This window comes from Pedobacter miscanthi, assembly GCF_003315595.1.
GTDB lineage: Bacteria > Bacteroidota > Bacteroidia > Sphingobacteriales > Sphingobacteriaceae > Pedobacter > Pedobacter miscanthi.
Genome location: NZ_QNQU01000006.1, coordinates 248,425 through 268,090, shown reverse-complemented (window position 1 = coordinate 268,090; position 19,666 = coordinate 248,425). Strand labels below are relative to the sequence as shown.

The following is a 19,666-nucleotide window of genomic DNA, read 5'->3' as shown; positions in this document are numbered from 1 at the left end:
TGTCCCTGGTTCGAATCCAGGTGGCACCACTTCCAGAAGCCCTTCAGAAATGAAGGGCTTTTTTGGTTTTATCGGTATTCTTTAATATTTAAGTGGGGAGATTTGCAGCGATTTTTCTTTTCTCACCAGCTAAGTTACCTGAGTGCACCTGAACTTCTTCCGCCAATTTACAGGCTGTTATTATGTTTCAATATGATCGTGCTGTTTTTCAGCTATTTCTTTAACCTTATCGAGTGCTTTAGGCCAGGTTTCATTAAAATATTCGATCCATTCTTTTGTAATGCCCATATCGATCAGGAGTTCTGTTTTGCCATCTTTTTCGTTCAGTGTATAGTTCTCTAGCGATTCGCCCCAATCCTGTAGTTCTTCTTTGCCATCCTTTATTTCACCGATATGTTTAACAGACATATATTTATCCGGGATATTCTCCCTGATCACAGCAACCATTCCATCACCTTTTCCATCGAGGAACAATGCTTTGCTTCCTTTTTTCCAATCGGTTTCTACACGCGATCCTTCAGCAAAAACAGCCGTCCATTGTGGGTAAGTTTTTTCGCCAAAAAGTACATCCCATACTTTTTTTGCAGGGGAATTAATGCTGGTTTTAAATTCAATCTTTTCCATTTTTTTTGTTTTTTATAAGGTTGTTATTGAGTTTTTATCAAGCTGATATAAATTTCCGGAATATACGCTTACCGATAGCGGTGCAAAGGCGACAATTTACAGGGGCAGCAGGGACTGATTTATTTTTGTTATTTTAACATTATCATCTGAGAATAAGAGAATTTTAATCGGTAGATTTACGTGATTCGACGATACTTATGTTCACCGATACCATATTTTGACTTAAATTTAGTTAGTTACTGGATAAATTTTATTTCCACACAACTTAAAGCTTAGCCAGCACGTATATACATTATAATGCTACAATAAACCTATGAGAAATAACAGATTTACCCACCTGGTTGTGCTGGGCGCTATCATTTTGGCTATGACCTCTGCCTGTAAAAAGAGCAGTATTACGCCTGAGGAACCGGTTATCCCCGTTACGCCTACACCAAGCGGAACCCGCGATGAGCTGACCAAAGATTCGATCTTTTTGTATGGCAAAGAATTATACTACTGGAATACTTCTTTACCAACTTATGATGCATTTAAACCACGCAGCTTTAGTTCGAATGAGGCAGAGCTTTATGCCATGACACAGTATTCTTCTGATCCTTTAACGGGTAAACCTTACGAATATGTAAGTAATTCAACCGAACCCAAATATTCTTTTTTTGACTACACAGCCGCAACTTCGGGTAAAACGGGTGCCTTAAAAGCCGATGTTAACGGCTCGGCCAATGATTATGGTTTTTCGGTAGGGTATAATACCGTGTCAGATTTAAGGGTAAAATATGTGTATCCCAATTCTCCTGCAGCACAACAGGGTTTAACGCGTGGTTGTAAGGTAACAGCGGTAAACGGAAGAACGAATTTAACTTATAACAACACCAACATCGATTTTTTAAACAGTGCCATTTTTGGAAGCAATCCGAGTGTAACACTGGCTTTTAACGATATCAGCGGAAATCCAAAAACAGCTGTTATCATCAGTTCATTCTATACCGTTAATCCTATCCTGTTTACCAATGTTTATACTGTTGATACCAAGAAGGTAGGTTATATTGTTTTTAACAGTTTTACCAATAATGCTTCTGCAGCACTAAATGCCGCTTTTGCGAGCTTTGCTACACAGGGGGTAACCGAACTGGTGGTAGATTTGCGCTATAATGGGGGTGGTTATGTATCAACCGCAACGCAGATCGTAAATTTAGCAGCGCCAGCCTCGCAAACAGGTAATACCATGTTTACTTCTTATTATAACAGTTACCTGCAATCGATTACTACCGCACAGCGGAAGGCATCCGTACTGGCGCATCAGCCATTGTTGGATGATGCAGGGAAACTACAGACTTTTACTTCTGGTGTAAATGGAAAATATGCTACTTATGCGGATTTAAATTATTCGCCAACGGCTGCAGATAATATCGAAAAATTTGAAAAATCAGGTTCGCTGGCCCTTAACAGAATTTATTTTCTGGTTACCGGGTCTACCGCGTCGGCAAGTGAGCTTACCATTAACAGTCTGAAACCGGTAATGGATGTAAAACTGATTGGTAGTACCACTTATGGTAAACCTGTTGGTTTTTTCCCGGTTAGGATTGATAAACTGGATATGTACATTCCTGAATTTGAAACAAAAAACCAGAAAGGGGTTGGTGGTTATTACTCAGGTTTAACGGTTGATAAATCGACGCCTGAGGATTTAACAAAAGCTTTTGGTGATGAAACCGAAACCTTACTGGCTTATGCTTTGGCTTATGCAAAAACAGGAACTTTTGTAATTCCTGCTGCAAAAACATCAAGCTTGAGTACCTCAACGGTTTCTACCGGAGCTAAGTTATCAACCGAAGAAATTAAAATGGTAGAGGAACGTTTGGATCCGAATGGATTTAAAGGAATGGTGATGACACCGCATAAAAAATAGCGATTTCCCTCTTGATAGGAAGCCCGGTTAGCCAGTAATGCNGCGATTTCCCTCTTGATAGGAAGCCCGGTTAGCCAGTAATGCTTACCGGGCTTTTTTAATGGGGATTGTAAATCCCCGGTTCAATGGTCGAGATTACAAATCCCGACCAACAAGGAATCCGAATGGATTTAAAGGAATGGTGATGATACCGCATAAAAAATAGCGATTCCCTCTTGATAGGAAGCCCGGTTAGCCAGTAATGCTGACCGGGCTTTTTTTATGGGGATTGTAAATCCCCGGTTCAGTGGTCGGGATTACAAATCCCGACCAACAAGGGACAGTTTGATGCTAAATAAGGTCGATCTCTGACTTATCTGGTGTCAATGAGGGTAAAATAAGCTCAAAATCGGAGCAAATAAGTGTCAAAGAGGGTTAGAAAAGGTCGGCGCCGAGCTTATTTTGTATCAACGAGGGTGAAATAAGTGTCAAAGAGGGTTAGAAAAGGTCGGCGCCGAGCTTATTTTGTGCCAATGAGGGTGAAATAGGTGACAATGAGGGTGGAAAAAGCTCCAAATCGGAGCAAATAAGTGTCAACGAGGGTTAGAAAAGATCGACGCCGAGCTTATTTTGTGTCAACGAGGGTAAAATAAGTATCAATGAGGGTTAGAAAAGGTCGGCGCCGAACTTATTTTGTGCCAATGAGGGTGAAATAAGTGTCAATGAGGGTGAAATAAGTGCCAATGAGGGTGAAATAAGTGTCAATGAGGGTGAAATAAGTGTCAACGAGGGTGAAATAAGTATCAATGGGGGTGAGAAAAGCTCGGCGCCGAACTTATTTTGTGTCAACGAGGGTGTAATAAGTGTCAATGAGGGTAAAATAAGTGTCAACGAGGGTGAAATAAGTATCAACGAGGGTGTAATAAGTATCAATGAGGGTAAAATAAGTATCAAAAAGGGTGAAATAAGCGCAAAAGAGATGCTATTGTGGTCAAAAAAAAGAAGTCAAGTTTTTAAAACTTGACTTCTTTGGTTATTAACTTACCATGGTCTGTATCTCCACAGACCGAGGAGAAGAATTTCATCGTAAAAAGAACCACCAATCTTTGTTAAATAAACCTGACCGGCAGCGTTATCCCGATTTAAGAACATGTTTAAATTAAAGATCATCTTCAATCGGGATTAAGCAGAGGACAGGGCTGCTGCAACCGAAGAGGCACAGGAATTGCTTTTCAAAAAAAGTGATATGCCTGAAATATTTTAAACCCCGCAGGTTTCGAACTTTGAACTATAATGTAGAAAAGAAGTCAAGTTTTTAAAACTTGACTTCTTCTATACCTGTTACAATAAAATTTTACTGCTGATGTCTTTATTGATGGTAATGTATCCCGGGTATTTAACCGGTGTATTACCCAGCATAAAGGTTGGTTTTATTTTAATGGTTAATAAACCCAGTTTTTCATCTTTAGAATTTGCTCCTTTTTGTGCTGCTTTGATAATATCGTTAAAAACGTTTCCGTTTGATACCAGGCCATAAATGTTGCTGACCAATTGCACCGGAACGATAACTTTTTGTCCCTGGGCAATGCTCACATTCTGGTTAACGGTACCCTCTGCCAAATCGGTGTTGTTTACCAATATTTTATATTCGAACTGGTTAATGGCCGCTAAATTGTTTGATGGGTTGGTGATTTCTAAATTCAGGTTGGCACTTAACGGAATATCTTTCCTTAATAAACCTAAAGCCACACCTGGTAAACTGCTCAGGCTAAAACTCTGCTGATCCATTAATCTTTTAACATCAGTGCCCGCAATAGATATATTTTGTACGCTAGTAATTTTATAGGTGCAATCTTCAAGCGCTTTTATCTGCTGCGCCTGTCTGTTAATGCCGCAACCAAACATAGTAAAGGTAAGCAGGCAAATCATTAGTGTGTTTTTCATGTTAATCATAACGCCAAATTACTAAAACTATTTCAGAGCGGATGGTTAATCGGTTAATTGTTTCGTGCGATTGTTGTATCGTGCGATTGGTATATCGTGCGATTGCTGAATTGTTCGATTGCTACATCATGCGATTGCTAAATTGTTTGATTGCGCTATTGTTACTGCAAATTGCCAACTAAAAACTGTTAAAGAGGGTTAATCGGTTAATTGTTTAAACTGGTTAATTGTATCGAGCGATTGCTAAATTGTTCGATTGTGCTATTGTTATTGCAAATTGCCAATTGAAAACTGTTAAAGAGGGTTAATCGGTTAATTGTTTAAACTGGTTAATTGTATCGTGCGATTGCTATATCGTGCGATTGCTAAATTGTTCGATTGCACTATTGTTACTGCAAATTGCCAACTGAAAGCTGTTAAAGAGGGTTAATCGGTTAATTGTTTAAACTGGTTAATTGTATCGTGCGATTGCTATATTGTTAATGTGAACTGTCCCGATGTAATTGCTAAATTGTTTGATTGCGCTATTGTTACCTGCAAATTGCTAACTGTTAAGATTGGTTAATTTTTTACTCTTCGACTACGCTCAGGTGGTAACTGACGAGTAAATTCCAGCAATTAAACAATCTAGCAATAAAACAATAAATTACAAGCCAACAATCAAACAATTCAGCAATAAAACAATAACAAACTACGCCCAATTAACCAGTTAACCGATTTATACAGTTAACCAACAATCAAACAATTCAACAATAATAAACTATGTTCAGTTAACCAGTTAACCAGCATTCCGCAATAAAACAATAACTTTGTCGGAAAATAAAACAACATGGCCGTTACCATCAGGAAAATAGAAGCAGCAGATAATAAAGCAACCGCAGAAATGATCAGGACGATTTTAAGGGAATTTAAGATCGATAAACCAGGAACCGTATATACCGATCCCACAACGGATGATCTTTCTACACTTTTCGAACAACCCGGATCAGCTTATTGGATAGCAGAAGAAGATGGGGAGATTATTGGTGGCTGCGGCATTTATCCAACAGCTGGTTTGCCTGATGGCTGCGCAGAACTTGTAAAACTGTACACCTCTGCTGCATCTCGTGGAAAAGGCATTGGTAAACTGTTGATGGAAAAAAGTATCGAATCGGCACAACATTTTGGTTATAACGAAGTGTATTTAGAATCTTTCCCCGAGCTTACTACGGCCATTTATATGTATGAAAAAGCCGGATTTAAAAAACTTTCGGCGCCGCTTGGTCATTCAGGCCATTTTGCCTGTAATGTATGGATGCTGTTGGTATTGTAGTCGATTATTGTAGAAATTTAATCGCTGCGTAAGTTTAGTGTAGGTTAAACGTCATATCAACTCTGATGAACTATACTTGGCACGAATAAAGATATTTTTGCAGCGTAGATTTTTATCCCTTTAGTTTATGGCTGATCACTCATTAAAAAATATACCTTATTCTGTTCTCGATCTTGCAACGGTTTTAGACGGTTATACTGCTGCTGATACTTTTAAAGCAAGTCTTGATTTGGCTCAGCAATCAGAAAGTTTGGGTTATACTCGTTATTGGTTTGCAGAACACCATAATATGGCAGGTGTGGCCAGTTCGGCTACTGCTGTGTTAATTGGTTATATTGCCGGCGGCACAAAAAGTATCCGCGTAGGTTCTGGTGGCATTATGTTGCCCAATCATGCACCTTTAATTGTTGCCGAACAGTTTGGTACATTGGCTTCACTTTATCCAAACCGTATTGATTTGGGCTTGGGCAGAGCGCCTGGTACCGATCAGATTACTGCAATGGCTATCCGTGGCGAAAATTTTAATGCTGCCCACAACTTCCCGAAGGATATAGAAAAATTACAGCAGCTTTTTTCGGCTTCAAATAACCGCTCCAGTGTAAGGGCTATCCCCGGTGAAGGTTTGGATATTCCGATCTGGGTTTTAGGATCAAGTACCGACAGTGCCCGTTTGGCCGCAGAAAAAGGTTTGCCTTACGCTTTTGCGAGCCATTTTGCACCAACCTATTTCGAACATGCCATTTCCATTTACCGCAACAATTTTAAACCATCGGCATTTTTGCAGGAACCTTATGTAATGGCTTGTGTAAATGTGGTGGCAGCTGATACAGATGAGGAAGCAGAACGTTTATCGAGTTCTGTAAAGCGGATGTTTCTAGGCGTAATTACAGGCAAAAGAGAGCTATTAAAACCACCGGTAGAAGATATTAATCAATATTGGGACCGCATGGAAAAAGAAGCAGTAGAGCAGATGTTGTACTATTCTTTTATCGGCAGCGGCGAAACCATTAAAGAAAATTTAACAGCATTCATTAATACTTATGGTGTGAATGAAATTATGAGCACTTCGCATATTTATGATCATCAGGCGAAACTGCATTCGAATAAGATTTTTGCAGGGTTGTTTGGGTAAAATAGGCCGTCATTGCGAGAAGGCTTTTTCAGCCGACGAAGCAATCTTACAACGATCGCTACCTCGCGTGCGCATTAAGATTGCTTCCCCGCAAAATCGGGGCAGGCTGTGCCTCGCAATGACGAAACTTTTTATTAATAATTTGTTCCCGCGGATATCTCTGATTTGCGCAGAATAGAGTTCCATATTCTATTATCCATCTTACTTTTTCCATTACCCTTATCACCCAAACCTCCGACTTCGGACCTCTGACTTTCGGACTTATTCCATCATCCCTCATCCATTTTCCATCATCACCTACTCTTTAAGATTTGTTAATACTAAAGGAATATTGAGCAGGTAGCTTTGCTGCGAAAAAGCAGCATCCCTTGAGCGAAACTTTACTTTCATCTTTACAGTGCGGAAGCCATCAGGCCATGGAAGAAATCTACCGGGTTTACTGGGAAGATGTTTTTGATGCTGCCCTTAAAAAAACTGGCGATGCTGCATTGGCACAGGATATTACCCAGGAGATTTTTATTTCGCTGTGGGAAAACCGTAAAACGATTAACCTGTCGGCAAGTTTAGGTGCTTACCTGCATGGGGCTGTAAAATATAAAGTAATCAATTATTTCAGATCGGGTAGCCTTAAAGAGCAGCATCAAGCGGCACTCACTGCACTCATGGACGAAAAAGACACCATTGCTGCTGATGATAAACTCATTTTAAAAGAACTCCATCTTGAGGTAGATGCCGCTATTGCGTTACTGCCCGAAAAAATGCAGCAGGTTTTTTCGATGAGCAGAAAACAGGAAAAATCCATCAAAGAAATCGCTACAGAACTGGATATTTCTGTTCAGACCGTGAAAAACCAAATCTCTGCTGCCTTAAAACTCCTCAAAAAAAGCCTTTCCTATATCCTGTTAATTGCTGCTTTAATCGGCTTAACATAAAGTTAATTTACTGATAACATTTTTGGTTAGTACCTCTTTGCTTTTCAACTGACATGTATTTAAATGACAGAAGAACAGGCAAAGGAACTGCTGCAGAAATATCTCAATCAGCAGGCAAGTCCCGAAGAACAAAAAAAGGTTGAAGAGTGGTATGCCACGCTCGATTTAAAAAATGTGGTTTCGGCCGATCAAAAAGCTGTCATAGGAGAACAGATGTTTGTTCGCCTTAATGCGGCTACGTACGAAAAGCCAAAAGCCAGTAAAGTATTAAAGCTTCAATATTTCGGCAAAATTGCTGCTGCGGTACTGCTTGTGGTTACCCTTGGTTTAACCGTGTGGAAAATTAATAACCCGACAATAGCCATTCAAAATCAAGTTACCGTAATTACCGGATCAACAGAACACAAGCGCATTACCTTATCTGATGGTTCGACGGTAATGCTTGGTCCATCGGCAAAATTAAGCTACCCTAAGGTATTTGCTGCCAACAGCCGCCAGATTGCCCTAAAAGAAGGCGAAGCTTTTTTTGATATCGCCCATCAGGAAAACAGACCCTTTACGGTACATACCGTATCAGGCATCGACATTAAAGTTTTAGGAACCTCTTTTAAGGTTAAATCCTATCAGGCCAGTAAACAGTTCGAAGTTGCTGTAGTTACCGGTAAAGTTGCCGTAAGCAATAAGGAAAGAAACCTGGGTACACTGGTTAAAGACGAGACTTTAACCTATGATAAAAACGCCGATCATGCCGCTATCCGTAAAGTTAAAGCACTTGCTTTTGTTGAGTTTGCGTTCGACGGTACAACACTCGATCAGGTGATCAGCAAACTCCAGTATGCCTACAGCATTAAAATTGTTCTGAACGACAGCACCTTGGCTAAACTTAAAACCACTGCTTCTTTCAGTAGCAAACAATCGCCGGAGGAGATTCTGGATATTATCTGCAGTCTCCACCACCTCCGGTTCAACGGATCAAAAAATCATAAAACATTTAATATATACAGATGAGATAAGGATAGGGTATAGCAATTATCTACGGTACCGGTCAGATCGGTTGCCGCAATCTTTCTTTCTGGCCACTGGGTCAGCATAATTAAAGCTTTACAAAAAACAAAATCAAACAAATTAAGCAATGAAAACAACCTCCGCTAAGAGGACACCAGCTCTTTATAAGATCATGAAATACTCATGTTTAACATTTACAATCCTCTGCATTTTTTGCAGCTCTATCCTCGCTTCGGCAGGTATGGCGCAAAAATTAGAGAAAACCACGGTTAGCATTACGATAAACAAAGGCCGTAAGATGACCGAGATCATCAAAGAAATCGAATCGCGTACCGGGCTTAGTTTTGTGTACAATCCCGATCAGTTACAACAGAAAAACATGTTCGTAAGCGGCGATTTCACCACAGAACCTGTCAGGTCGCTTTTAGACAGGCTTGGTTTACAGGTTTTGGAAAAAGGCGAATACGTGATCCTGAACAACGCGGTGATGAACAAACCGGACAGGATTATCACCGGGGTAGTACGCGATACTACAGGTTTGGTGCTTCCGGGTGTTTCGGTAAAAGTGTTGGGTACACAAAGCGGTACCATTACCGATGGAAATGGTGCCTTTCGTATTGAATTGGGTGCCGAGGCGGTGCTTTCGTTCTCGATGATCGGTTACCAGACCAGAGAAGTAAAAGTTGGCGAAAACCCGGTGATCAATATCATACTGAAAGAAGAACACTCAACCCTTGCCGATGTGGTAGTGGTAGGTTATGGTACCCAAAAGAAAGAAACCTTAACCGGTGCCATCAGTATTGTGGGTTTAGATAAACTTTCTTCGCGATCGTTAAACAGTGTAGGTGAGGTACTGGCCGGAAAATCGCCGGGTGTAATTGTAACCAATGAGGGTGGCGATCCAACTTCAGCACCACGCATCAACATCCGTGGCGCGGGCGGTATCAACGGAGAAAACGTACTTTACGTTATCGATGGATCTATCTTTTCGGGTACGCCACAGCTTAACCCTAACGATATCGAATCTATTTCGGTGTTAAAAGATGCATCTGCAGCCATTTATGGAGCAAGGGCATCAGGCGGTGTGGTGTTAATTACAACCAAAAAAGGTAAAAACGGTAAAATGCAAATCAGTTTTGATGCCAAAATCGGACAACAGAGCGCCTGGAAAAAACTAGAATCATTAAACGCACAGCAACGTTCGCAGGTGGCGGCAACAGCGGCCAAAAATGGCGGAACTACGATTTTGCCTTCTTTTGATGCCACTAAATATCCCGACGGACAAATTACGCGCACCAATTGGATGGACGAAGTTTTTAGAGATGGACTATTACAGGATTATAATGCTGCTATCAACGGCGGTAGCGAGAAATCTAATTATTACCTGAGTTTCAACTATCGTAATGCGGAAGGGATTGTGTTAAATACCAAAACCAAACGTTACAATTTCAGGATCAATACTGAACACGAAGTTACCGATTGGTTAAAAGTGGGCGAAAACCTTTCGTACAGCAGCACCAACGGAAACGGCGCCAATACCAGCAGCGATTATACCGGGGCTTTACTTTCGGCCATTTATTACCCTACAAATGCTACACCTTATAATGCCGATGGTAGTTTTGCAGGTTTGCCGGGGCCTTATGCAGGCGATTATGGCGATATTGTTAACCCTGTTGCAGATTTAATGCGTATCGATATCAACAACCCTGTAAATGTGTTGGTGATTAATCCTTATGCCAATGTTAAACTGGCCAAAGGTTTAACATTCAGATCGAATTTAAGCGTTACCAAATCAGACGCGGCATTTAAAAGTTTTACGCCTAAAAGACCAGAGGTTGGTAAACCGGTATTAAGCAATAGTTTGGTAGAAAGAAGCGATAAAGCCAACGACTTTTTAGCAGAGCAGATTTTAAACTATAAAACTACTTTTGCCCAGCATCAGTTAGAATTTACCGGTGGTTATACTTTCCAGAAAACCAAAAGCAGTGGTTTATATGCATCAGGAGCAGATTTTGATGACGAATCGGCACAATACAGGTATCTGGTAAATGCAACCGTAATTCAGCCATCATCAAGTTATTTTGATGCAAAAGCACTTTCTTCGTTGTTTTTAAGGGCTAATTATAACTACGGCGAAAAATACCTTTTATCGTTGATCGGTCGCCGCGATGGTTCATCCATGCTGGCCAAAGAAAACAGGTTCAAAAATTACGGATCGGTTTCTGCAGGTTGGGTAATCAGCAAAGAAGACTTTTTAAAGAACACCAGCTGGTTAAACGAACTTAAATTAAGGGCAAGTTATGGTATCTTAGGTAACCTGGGTAGTCTTTCTTCGTCAGCGGTTAATCCTTTGTTAAATGCTACGCAAAGTTATTTCGGACAAACACCAACTTTACAAAATGGTTATGTTCAAACGGTATTGGCCAACAAAAACCTTACCTGGGCAGAATCGAAACAAACCAACGTTGGACTTGATTTAGCGGTATTCGGCAGATTGAATTTAGTTGCCGATTACTTTATCAAAGAAACCAATAAAATGATCTTGACCAGGGCCCTTCCGGGTACGGCTGGTTTAAATACACAAACCATCAATGCGGGTATTGTAAAGGATAAAGGTATTGAGCTGGGTTTAACCTACAACAGTGAAAAAAATACAGCTTTTACTTATTCGGTAAATGCTACCCTGACTAAAATTAACAACAAAGTAGAGGAACTGGCCCCTGGTTTAGAAAACATTGCGGTAGGTACCAATTTCCGTAACGAGCTTGCTCCATTGGCCATAAGGGTAGGGCAGCCATTGTACAGTTATTATGTGTTAAAAACAGATGGTATTTTCCAGAGTCAGGCCGAAGCTGATAACTACAAAAACGCCAGCGGACAAAAAATCCAGCCGAACGCAAAAGCAGGTGATTTTAAATTTGTAGATATCAACGGCGATGGATCAATTGATAGTAAAGACCGTTATTTCGCAGGCAGTGCTTATCCTGATTTCTCTTACGGACTGAGTTTTAATGCCACTTATAAAAACTTCGATTTCAACATTTTTGCACAGGGTGTGCAGGGAAATAAATTATTCAATGCTGTAAAACGTACTACTTACAGCGCAAGCGGTCCTTCGTATAATAAACTGGTTGGGATTTTAGATGCATGGTCGCCGGAAAACCCGGGAGGTAAAGTGCCAATCATTTCGACAAGCGATGCCAATGGAAACTTTAACGCTTCTGATTTTTATGTAGAAGATGGTTCTTACCTGCGTATCCGCAACGTAACCCTGGGTTACAGTTTGCCAAAATCGATTGCCAATAAATTAAAAACAGGCGGTGTAAGAATTTATGCCACAGCAAACAACCTTTTCACTATTACTAAATATTCAGGCTTTGATCCGGAAATCGGGATGGACAACAACGGATTAGATGTTGGCCGTTATCCGCAGGCACGCAGCTTTATCCTTGGTTTAAGTGTAAATCTATAATCACAACAACAATGAAAACGAATTTAAAATATATGGCATTTGCCGCTCTTGCTGTTTTTTCTTCATGCACCAAACAGCTTGATATTACACCCGAAGGATCTCCATCGGCACAAAATTTCTGGAAAACAAAAGAAGATGCCCTTAAAGCCGAAGGCGGAATGTACGATAACTACAACTCCGAAGATTTTTATGGCCGTGGCATGTTCTGGTTTATCAATGCCAGCGATGATATGGTTACCGGACGTAACAAACCGGAGGCCGATAACATTAAAAACTTTAACCGCAGTTATATTGGTGGTGGTTATACCGAAACACAATGGAGCATGCGTTATGCCATTATCAAACGTGCCAACGATATTATTATCAATGTGCCGGGCATCAATATGGACGAAACCTTAAAGAAACAGATCATTGGCGATGCTTATTTTAATGCTGGTTTGGTATACTTCCAGCTGGCGGCAAACTACGGTAACGATAAAGCCGGTGTTCCGATTGTTACGCCCGAAACTGATCCTTCGGTGCCCATTGCCCGTGCAAAAAACGTAAACGAAAACTACGATTACATCATTTCATTATTGTTAAAAGCTGCTGATAACCTTCCGTTGTTTTCGGCAATGAAACCAGCCGATTACGGTAAAGCACATAAAACTGCAGCCTGGGCTTATTTATCTAAAGTGTACCTGTACAAAAAAGATTATGCCAACGCTGCAAAATATGCAGATATGGTAATCAATTCTGGTCAGCATGATTTAGTAAACACAGGTTTTGCAGATGTTTTTAAGGCAGCCAACAACTGGTCTAAAGAATATATCTGGTCGGTGGTTTGTACGCCGAGTGGTGGTGGTACAGGTTGGGGCAGTAAGTTACCAGGTGTAATGTTAACCAACAAAGCCTGGGGTATTTATAACGGATGGGGTTATTACCTGCCAACCAAAGAACTTTACGATTCGTACGAAGCCGGCGATCAGCGCAGGGAAGCTACTATCTTAAAACCTGGCGATAAATTTATGTTCTTCGGTGCAGAGCGTAGTTTTACCAAAGATGCAGGGGCGACTTCAAACTACCAGTTTAAAAAATATATGGAGCCTTTCTCGTATGCCAACCCGATACCCACACACGTTAACCCGAATGGGGATAACGGAACAACCGATTTAAATGTACCTTTGATGCGTTATGCTGAGGTATTGCTGATCAAAGCTGAAGCAGCTATAAATTTAAGCGGTACAGGTGCTGGTGATACCGAACTGAACAAAATCAGGGTGCGTGCTGGCTTGGGTACCAAAACCGGAATGACGATTGACGACCTAAAACGCGAACGCCGTAACGAACTGGCAGGCGAGTGGGCCGACCGTCACCGCGATTTGGTAAGATGGGGCGATGCACAGGCTGCTTACGCTAAACCGTTGCACGATTTTGATGGTAGCGTAATCTGGCCGGCAAGAATTTTTAACCCACAAATACACGATGTTTGGGCAGTACCACAAAGAGAGATTGATAACAGTGCAGGTGTAATTAAACAAAATCCGGGATGGTAAAATCAAATAAACTGATCCTCTTTTTATGGTTTGGATTAGGTATACATTCAGTTTCTGCCCAGCAGAAACTGAATGCCGGTAACGGGCACAGTCATAATGATTATAAGCAACAGATTCCTTTGCTGGAAGCTTATTATGCAGGTATGGGATCAATCGAGGCTGATGTATTTTACCGCAATGGAGAGTTGTTTGTTGCCCACGAAAGCAGCGAAATCGCACCCGGTAAAACCTTGAAGAAATTGTACATCGATCCCTTGGTGGCGTTTTTTAAAGATCATGGCAACCATCCCTATCCCGATCCGAAGCAAAAACTTCAGCTGGTAATTGATATAAAAGAAGATTATGAACACGTAATCCCGAAATTATTGGCCGATTTAAAAGGTAATGAAGCCGTTTTCGATCAGCAGATCAATCCTTCGGCCATTAAAATTGTAATGAGCGGGGCTGTTCCACCTGCCGGAAAGTTTAAGGATTATCCATCAGTTATCAGTTTCGATGGCCGTCCGGCAAATCAGTACACTGCCGAACAGTTACAACACATCGGGATGATCAGCGATGATATTTCCCATTATTCGGTATGGAACGGAAAAGGTACGCCAACGCCAGCAGATTTAGAAAAAATGAAAGCGGTGATTGCCAAAGTACATGCCATGGGTAAGCCGTTCCGTTTCTGGGCAACCAAAGATAGTCCGAACAGCTGGAAAGAACTGGAACATATGGGGGTTGATTGGATCGGAACCGATCATCCGGCACTGCTAAAAGATTTTTACCAGAACAGGGCAAAACTAGAATATACCAGTCCGAAGCCTTATCAGCCTTATCAGCCAAGTTACAAGAGCGACGGATTAAAAACCAAAGCTAAAAATGTAATTCTATTAATAGGGGATGGGATGGGGCTGGCACAGATCCAGGCAGGTTTGAGTGCTAATTTTGGTCAATCCAACATGATTACCATTAAACATCTTGGCCTGTCGCGTACCGAAGCTTCCAATTCAGATTTTACCGATTCTGCTGCGGGTGCAACAGCAATGGCTACCGGACATAAAACCAATAACCGTTACATCAGCGTCGATTCTACGGGCAAAGCACTTCAGTCTATTCCTGATATTCTGGCTCCTTATGGTATTACCAGCGGGATTATCAGCAGTGGTGATATTACCGATGCTACACCTGCGGCTTTTTATGCCCATCAGCTTGAGCGATCGATGACAAAGGAAATTGCAGCTGATTTTCAGAACAGTCATGTTGATATCCTGGTTGGTTCGAAACGCCAGAGTTTTACCGAAAATCCAGATCAGAAACTGATGGATAAAATTTCGGGCAAAGGTTATACGTTACAGAAAGACCTGAAAGGTTTTGTTGCTTCAAATGTGGCTAAACAGGTGGTACTTTTAAACGATTCTGCCACGCGGAAAATATTGGAAGGCCGCGGGGAAATGCTGAAAACTTCGTTTTTAAAAACGGTTGAATTGCTCTCGAAAAATAAAAAAGGATTTTTCATCATGGCAGAAGGAGCGCAGATTGATCATGGCGGACATGCAAACGACCTGCCTTTTGCAGTAACCGAACAACATGATTTTGATCGCCTGGTGGGCGAAGCCTTAAAGTTTGCCGATCAGGATGGCGAAACTTTGGTCATCGTAACTGCCGATCATGAAACCGGCGGATTATCGCTTCTGGATGCCTCCTACAGAAAAGGAAGCGTTCGCGGCAATTTCAGTACTGATGATCATACCAACATTATGGTGCCGGTATTTGCCTACGGCCCCGGCTCGGAAGCCTTTATGGGGGTATACCCCAACAACCAGATCTTTTATAAAATTATTGAAGCTTATCGTTTAGCAAAAGCTAAATAAAAAAAGAATAAGCCAAACAAATCCTCATGGCGGTGTCTGCATATACCACAGCACCGCTTTTTTCTTAATAATCTGAATTCAATAATTATTTGTTAAATTAATGTTTTAGAAACGCCTACTCCAACTCCAGGTCAGTTCGTCATGCTGAATTTATTTCAGCATCTTTTTAGCATGAAGGACCCTGAAATAAATTCAGGGTGACGAGGCGAGTTAAAAATATTTACAGAAGATTTTTAACACATATTATTAATCGAACTCATGTTAATACTAAAATAATATAGCCTTGCTATTTTAGCGAGTAAATAAAATGATAATGGAAAGAAGATCTGCACTCAAAAATATAGGCGGCCTGTTTTTGCTGCCAGCCTTATCAAAAGTTTCGTTGCCAACCGATAAAAAACCTGTTTTAAGGGTAGCGCATATTACTGATGTACACCTGAAGAACCAGTTTAATGCGCCGGCAAGGTTTACCAAATGCCTGCACCATTTGCAGGCCCAATCGCCAAAAGTAGACCTGATTTTAAATGGCGGGGATATCGTTTTCGATATGAATAAAGAAAATATCGATACCATAAACGGGCAATGGAAACTGGTACAGGAAACCATGAAAAACGAATGCATTATTCCGGTACGTTATTGTTTAGGTAACCACGATATCTGGTGGAACGAGGATAGCAAAGGGGATGTATTTTATGGTAAAAAATATGCCATGGATAAATTGCAGCTGGTTAAACCATATTACAGTTTGGTACAAAATGGCTGGAAAATTATCGTACTGGATAGTACCCACCTCGATATTGATAACACCTGGTACATTGGCAAATTGGGCGATGAGCAGTTAAACTGGCTAAAAAACGAGCTGGAAAGTACCGATAAAACGATGCCGGTGATGGTAATGTCGCATATTCCTATTCTTACTGCCCTGTTAATGATAGAAGATAATATTGTAAACAAATGGACCATGCTGGGTGGCGATATGCATACCGACACCGCTAAAATCATCAGCCTTTTTTATCAGCATCCAAATGTAAAACTATGCCTAAGCGGACATTTGCACATGCGAGATAAAGTAGTTTACAATGGTGTTACCTACCTCTGCAACGGTGCCGTATCAGGCGCATGGTGGGAGGGTAACAGAAGGGAAACCGCACCGGGTTACGGCCTGATCGATTTGTATGAGGATGGGAGTTTTGAAGAAAAATATGTTAATTATTAGATGGAAGATGGGAAATGTATAATGGATGATGTGTAACCTCGCAACCGTCATTTCGAGCACAGTCGGGATGATGTTTCTTCGCGGCTTGTCATCCTGAGCGCAGGCGAAGGATCTTTTCGGCGTATTGCTCCAAAGAAGTCAAGTTTGTACATTGCTTGTATACAAGGTAATCTCAAAACTTGACTTCTTTTAAAATAAAGCGGATAAAAGCTTTTTAATCCTTAATTCTTCCCAACCCTGTTCTCTTCCTCACTTGTTCCTGTATTTCTTTTTCTTGCGGTTTTAATTTTCATATTACCGAATTTATAGCTGAAACTCAGGTTTACCCTGCGGCTTTCCCATTCATTTTTCCAATAGGTTTTAATGTTATTATACTCCAGGTTTGCCCGAAATGCACTCGTATTAAATACATCATTAACTTTTAAAGCCAGCGTTGCATTTTTATTCCAGAATGTTTTTTTCGCACCTACATTAAGCTGGTAACTTCCCAAACTGCGGAACAGACCTGAAACCGATGGAGAATCGTAATAAGCATAGGTGGTGATGCTATAGTTTTTAGGTAGAGTAAACGTATTATCCATCATTACCGACCAGTTCCACGAGAAAGCATTATAACCATTACCCTGCACCGCCGATTGTGTGCGGTTAAAACCGGCTGAAACTTCGGTATTGTTGTTCCACCATTTCGTTATATCAAAAGGACTTCCGGTTGCCATATAAAAGTTGGTGGTGCGGCTGAGGTTTTCAGGTCTGGTGATGGTTTCCTTGGTTAGGTCGTTCTGATAAGCTACTTCCCATATCGATCCGTTGTTAACCGAATAACTCAACGTTAATACCCTGAAATTTCTGAATGAGTAATTAAATTCGAAGCTGTTGGCATACGATGGCTGTAACCATGGGTTCCCCTGTAAAGCAGTGTAAGGATCGGTATAAAAAGTAAAGGGATTTAAGCTGCTGTATGATGGGCGATTAATGCTTTTGCGGTAAGCTGCAGTAATTAGGTTGTTCGAATCGAGTTTTAAAGAAACAAAAAGTGTTGGAAAAAGCTTCCAGTATTTTCTGTCGATCAGTGCATTTGTTCCTGATGAACTGCCATTGCCCAAGGTTTGTTCGGCCCGTAAACCTGCTTTGATCTGTAAATTTTTGAAGCTTTGATCCAGCGATAGGTAACCTGCGTTAATGTTTTCATTGTATAAAAACAAGTTGGTACGGCGTGGGTCGGTAATCCAGCCTGCGGTTTTCAACGAGTCGAAACGTACATCACTTTCTGATCTTACCCAGCTGCTTTTCCAGCCCGTTTCCATTTTTAATTTTTTGTTCAGGTTCAGCGTATAATCTGCTTTGATAGAATAGATGGATACCTTGCCCATGCCGTTATTGCGGAGATCTATCGGGGCACCAATCAGCTGGTCGTTCGCATCAAGGTAATTGTTGGTAAAAGTTTCGTTCCTGCTGTTATCGTAGCGCACGTAATCTGCATCAATACCCAGTTCTCCACCCATTGTATCTGTTTTTAAACGATAATTTAAATTAAGGGCGTGGTTTTTTTCGGTGTTACTTTGCGGGTTAAACATACTTGTGCCACCCATTTTTGCCCCTGCTGCATTATAGTTTACCGAATTGCTGTTTACTTTCGTTTCTTCGGGCGCGTTGTAACCCTTTACCATAATTCCCAGTGTATTTTTATCATTGATAAAATAATCTGCACCGGTAGAATAATTCAAACTGTTGGTAACCGGATGCCAGAAATTAAGCTGGTTATATTGTTCTTCTCCGATAGTCCTGTTTAGCGTTAACCTGTTAAACGAATTGTAATGTCCTGCATCTAAACGTAAGTAAGTACTTACTTTGCCAATGTTATAATTCAGGTTAGTACCCCCATAAACTTTTTCGTAACGGCCATACCCACCGCCAAGGTTCATGTTGCCATTAAAACCCTGTATTTTATTCCTTTTCAGTTTAATGTTAATGATCCCTGCTGTTCCAGCCGCGTCAAAAGATGAAGGCGGATTAGAAATCAATTCTATTTTGCTCAATACCGATCCTGGTAACGATTTAAGGTAAGTGGTAAGCTCAAGGCCTGTCATGTAGCTCATTTTTCCGTCAATCATTACGTTAATTCCTTTTTTACCTTTTAATACTATGTTATCATCCTTATCCAGCTTTACACCCGGTGACCTGCTGATCACTTCCAGCGCATTATCACCCGCAGTATTCATTTGTTCTACATTAACAATTACGCGGTCTGCTTTTTGGTCGATTACCGGCATTTTGGATATGATATTTACCTCCTTCAGGTTCTGTGAACGGTCTGTTAAGGTGATTGTCGGTACTTTAACTGCGGCCTCTTTAACTTCGAAAGCAGCAGACTGATTTTTATCATAACCCATCATCAAAGCCTTAATTAAATAACGGCCGGGTTTTACGCTGCTAAATTCATATAAACCCTGTTGATTGGTAGCCTGTAGGGCAACCGAGGCCGAATCGGGCAGGTGGATCAGCGCTACAGAAGCATAATCTAGTGCTTTATTGCTTTTATCGGTAACAGTGCCTGATATTTTAACATTCTGTGCAGAAACGGTTTTAATACCGAAAAGGAAGAAGAAAAAAATGATGGTTTTAAGTAAGCGGTTCATCTTATGTTTGTTTTAATTGATGATCCAAAGATGAAAAGCCGACTTCGGCCTTTAAATTATATAATCCCAACCCCTTAAAATATTATCCCAATGCATTTTGGGGCTATAAAAGGC

The 19,666-nt window shown here is 40.9% G+C and carries 12 protein-coding genes; 9 read left to right on the top strand and 3 right to left on the bottom strand.

What is annotated here, in order from left to right; all coding sequences use genetic code 11:
* Positions 1–180 precede the first annotated feature (180 nt).
* Positions 181–624, bottom strand: a complete 444-nt coding sequence (locus tag DRW42_RS09375; RefSeq protein ID WP_113948554.1) for an SRPBCC domain-containing protein — start codon at positions 622–624, stop codon at positions 181–183.
* 313 nt (positions 625–937) lie between these two features.
* Between DRW42_RS09375 and DRW42_RS09370 the strand changes: the two genes are divergently transcribed.
* Entirely contained in the window at positions 938–2,533 is a 1,596-nt protein-coding gene (locus tag DRW42_RS09370) for a S41 family peptidase (protein WP_113948553.1), read from the top strand.
* A 1,320-nt stretch (positions 2,534–3,853) separates the two neighbouring features.
* On the opposite strand, the gene DRW42_RS09365 is transcribed toward DRW42_RS09370, so the two are convergent.
* The gene (locus DRW42_RS09365) at positions 3,854–4,456 is read right to left on the bottom strand and encodes a hypothetical protein (RefSeq protein ID WP_113948566.1); all 603 of its coding nucleotides are present in this window, start codon (positions 4,454–4,456) and stop codon (positions 3,854–3,856) included.
* 829 nt (positions 4,457–5,285) lie between these two features.
* On the opposite strand from DRW42_RS09365, the gene DRW42_RS09360 reads away from it, so the two are divergent.
* The 8 genes from DRW42_RS09360 (at position 5,286) to DRW42_RS09320 (ending at position 16,916) form a co-directional block, all read left to right on the top strand.
* Positions 5,286–5,768: a GNAT family N-acetyltransferase gene (locus DRW42_RS09360; RefSeq protein WP_113948552.1), complete on the top strand. Its 483-nt coding sequence runs from the start codon at positions 5,286–5,288 to the stop codon at positions 5,766–5,768.
* 127 nt (positions 5,769–5,895) lie between these two features.
* The gene (locus DRW42_RS09355) at positions 5,896–6,900 is read left to right on the top strand and encodes an LLM class flavin-dependent oxidoreductase (RefSeq protein ID WP_113948551.1); all 1,005 of its coding nucleotides are present in this window, start codon (positions 5,896–5,898) and stop codon (positions 6,898–6,900) included.
* A 368-nt stretch (positions 6,901–7,268) separates the two neighbouring features.
* Positions 7,269–7,832 (top strand): RNA polymerase sigma factor, encoded by a 564-nt coding sequence (locus DRW42_RS09345; protein WP_113948549.1) that lies wholly within the window; start codon positions 7,269–7,271, stop codon positions 7,830–7,832.
* A 63-nt stretch (positions 7,833–7,895) separates the two neighbouring features.
* Positions 7,896–8,840 carry a FecR family protein gene (locus DRW42_RS09340; protein WP_113948548.1) on the top strand — a complete coding sequence of 315 codons (945 nt, stop codon included), beginning with the start codon at positions 7,896–7,898 and terminating at the stop codon, positions 8,838–8,840.
* Between the two features lie 238 nt (positions 8,841–9,078).
* Positions 9,079–12,309: a SusC/RagA family TonB-linked outer membrane protein gene (locus tag DRW42_RS09335; RefSeq protein ID WP_244215230.1), complete on the top strand. Its 3,231-nt coding sequence runs from the start codon at positions 9,079–9,081 to the stop codon at positions 12,307–12,309.
* An 11-nt stretch (positions 12,310–12,320) separates the two neighbouring features.
* Positions 12,321–13,844, top strand: a complete 1,524-nt coding sequence (locus DRW42_RS09330; RefSeq protein ID WP_113948547.1) for a RagB/SusD family nutrient uptake outer membrane protein — start codon at positions 12,321–12,323, stop codon at positions 13,842–13,844.
* Complete coding sequence (locus tag DRW42_RS09325; protein WP_244215229.1) at positions 13,838–15,700, top strand: alkaline phosphatase; 1,863 nt, start codon at positions 13,838–13,840, stop codon at positions 15,698–15,700. Before DRW42_RS09330 ends, DRW42_RS09325 begins: the two co-directional genes overlap by 7 nt.
* A 313-nt stretch (positions 15,701–16,013) precedes the next feature.
* On the top strand, positions 16,014–16,916 hold the full coding sequence (locus DRW42_RS09320) for a metallophosphoesterase family protein (protein ID WP_113948546.1): 903 nt from the start codon (positions 16,014–16,016) through the stop codon (positions 16,914–16,916).
* A gap of 221 nt (positions 16,917–17,137) precedes the next feature.
* On the opposite strand, the gene DRW42_RS09315 is transcribed toward DRW42_RS09320, so the two are convergent.
* The gene (locus DRW42_RS09315) at positions 17,138–19,552 is read right to left on the bottom strand and encodes an outer membrane beta-barrel family protein (protein WP_113948545.1); all 2,415 of its coding nucleotides are present in this window, start codon (positions 19,550–19,552) and stop codon (positions 17,138–17,140) included.
* Between the last annotated feature and the right edge of the window lie 114 nt (positions 19,553–19,666).

Coding starts and splice junctions, on each gene's coding strand:
- DRW42_RS09355 (WP_113948551.1), top strand. CDS start 5,896: ATGGCTGATCACTCATTAAAAAATATACCTTATTCTGTTCTCGATCTT.
- DRW42_RS09360 (WP_113948552.1), top strand. CDS start 5,286: ATGGCCGTTACCATCAGGAAAATAGAAGCAGCAGATAATAAAGCAACC.
- DRW42_RS09375 (WP_113948554.1), bottom strand. CDS start 624: ATGGAAAAGATTGAATTTAAAACCAGCATTAATTCCCCTGCAAAAAAA.
- DRW42_RS09370 (WP_113948553.1), top strand. CDS start 938: ATGAGAAATAACAGATTTACCCACCTGGTTGTGCTGGGCGCTATCATT.
- DRW42_RS09330 (WP_113948547.1), top strand. CDS start 12,321: ATGAAAACGAATTTAAAATATATGGCATTTGCCGCTCTTGCTGTTTTT.
- DRW42_RS09335 (WP_244215230.1), top strand. CDS start 9,079: ATGGCGCAAAAATTAGAGAAAACCACGGTTAGCATTACGATAAACAAA.
- DRW42_RS09365 (WP_113948566.1), bottom strand. CDS start 4,456: ATGAAAAACACACTAATGATTTGCCTGCTTACCTTTACTATGTTTGGT.
- DRW42_RS09325 (WP_244215229.1), top strand. CDS start 13,838: ATGGTAAAATCAAATAAACTGATCCTCTTTTTATGGTTTGGATTAGGT.
- DRW42_RS09340 (WP_113948548.1), top strand. CDS start 7,896: ATGACAGAAGAACAGGCAAAGGAACTGCTGCAGAAATATCTCAATCAG.
- DRW42_RS09315 (WP_113948545.1), bottom strand. CDS start 19,552: ATGAACCGCTTACTTAAAACCATCATTTTTTTCTTCTTCCTTTTCGGT.
- DRW42_RS09320 (WP_113948546.1), top strand. CDS start 16,014: ATGGAAAGAAGATCTGCACTCAAAAATATAGGCGGCCTGTTTTTGCTG.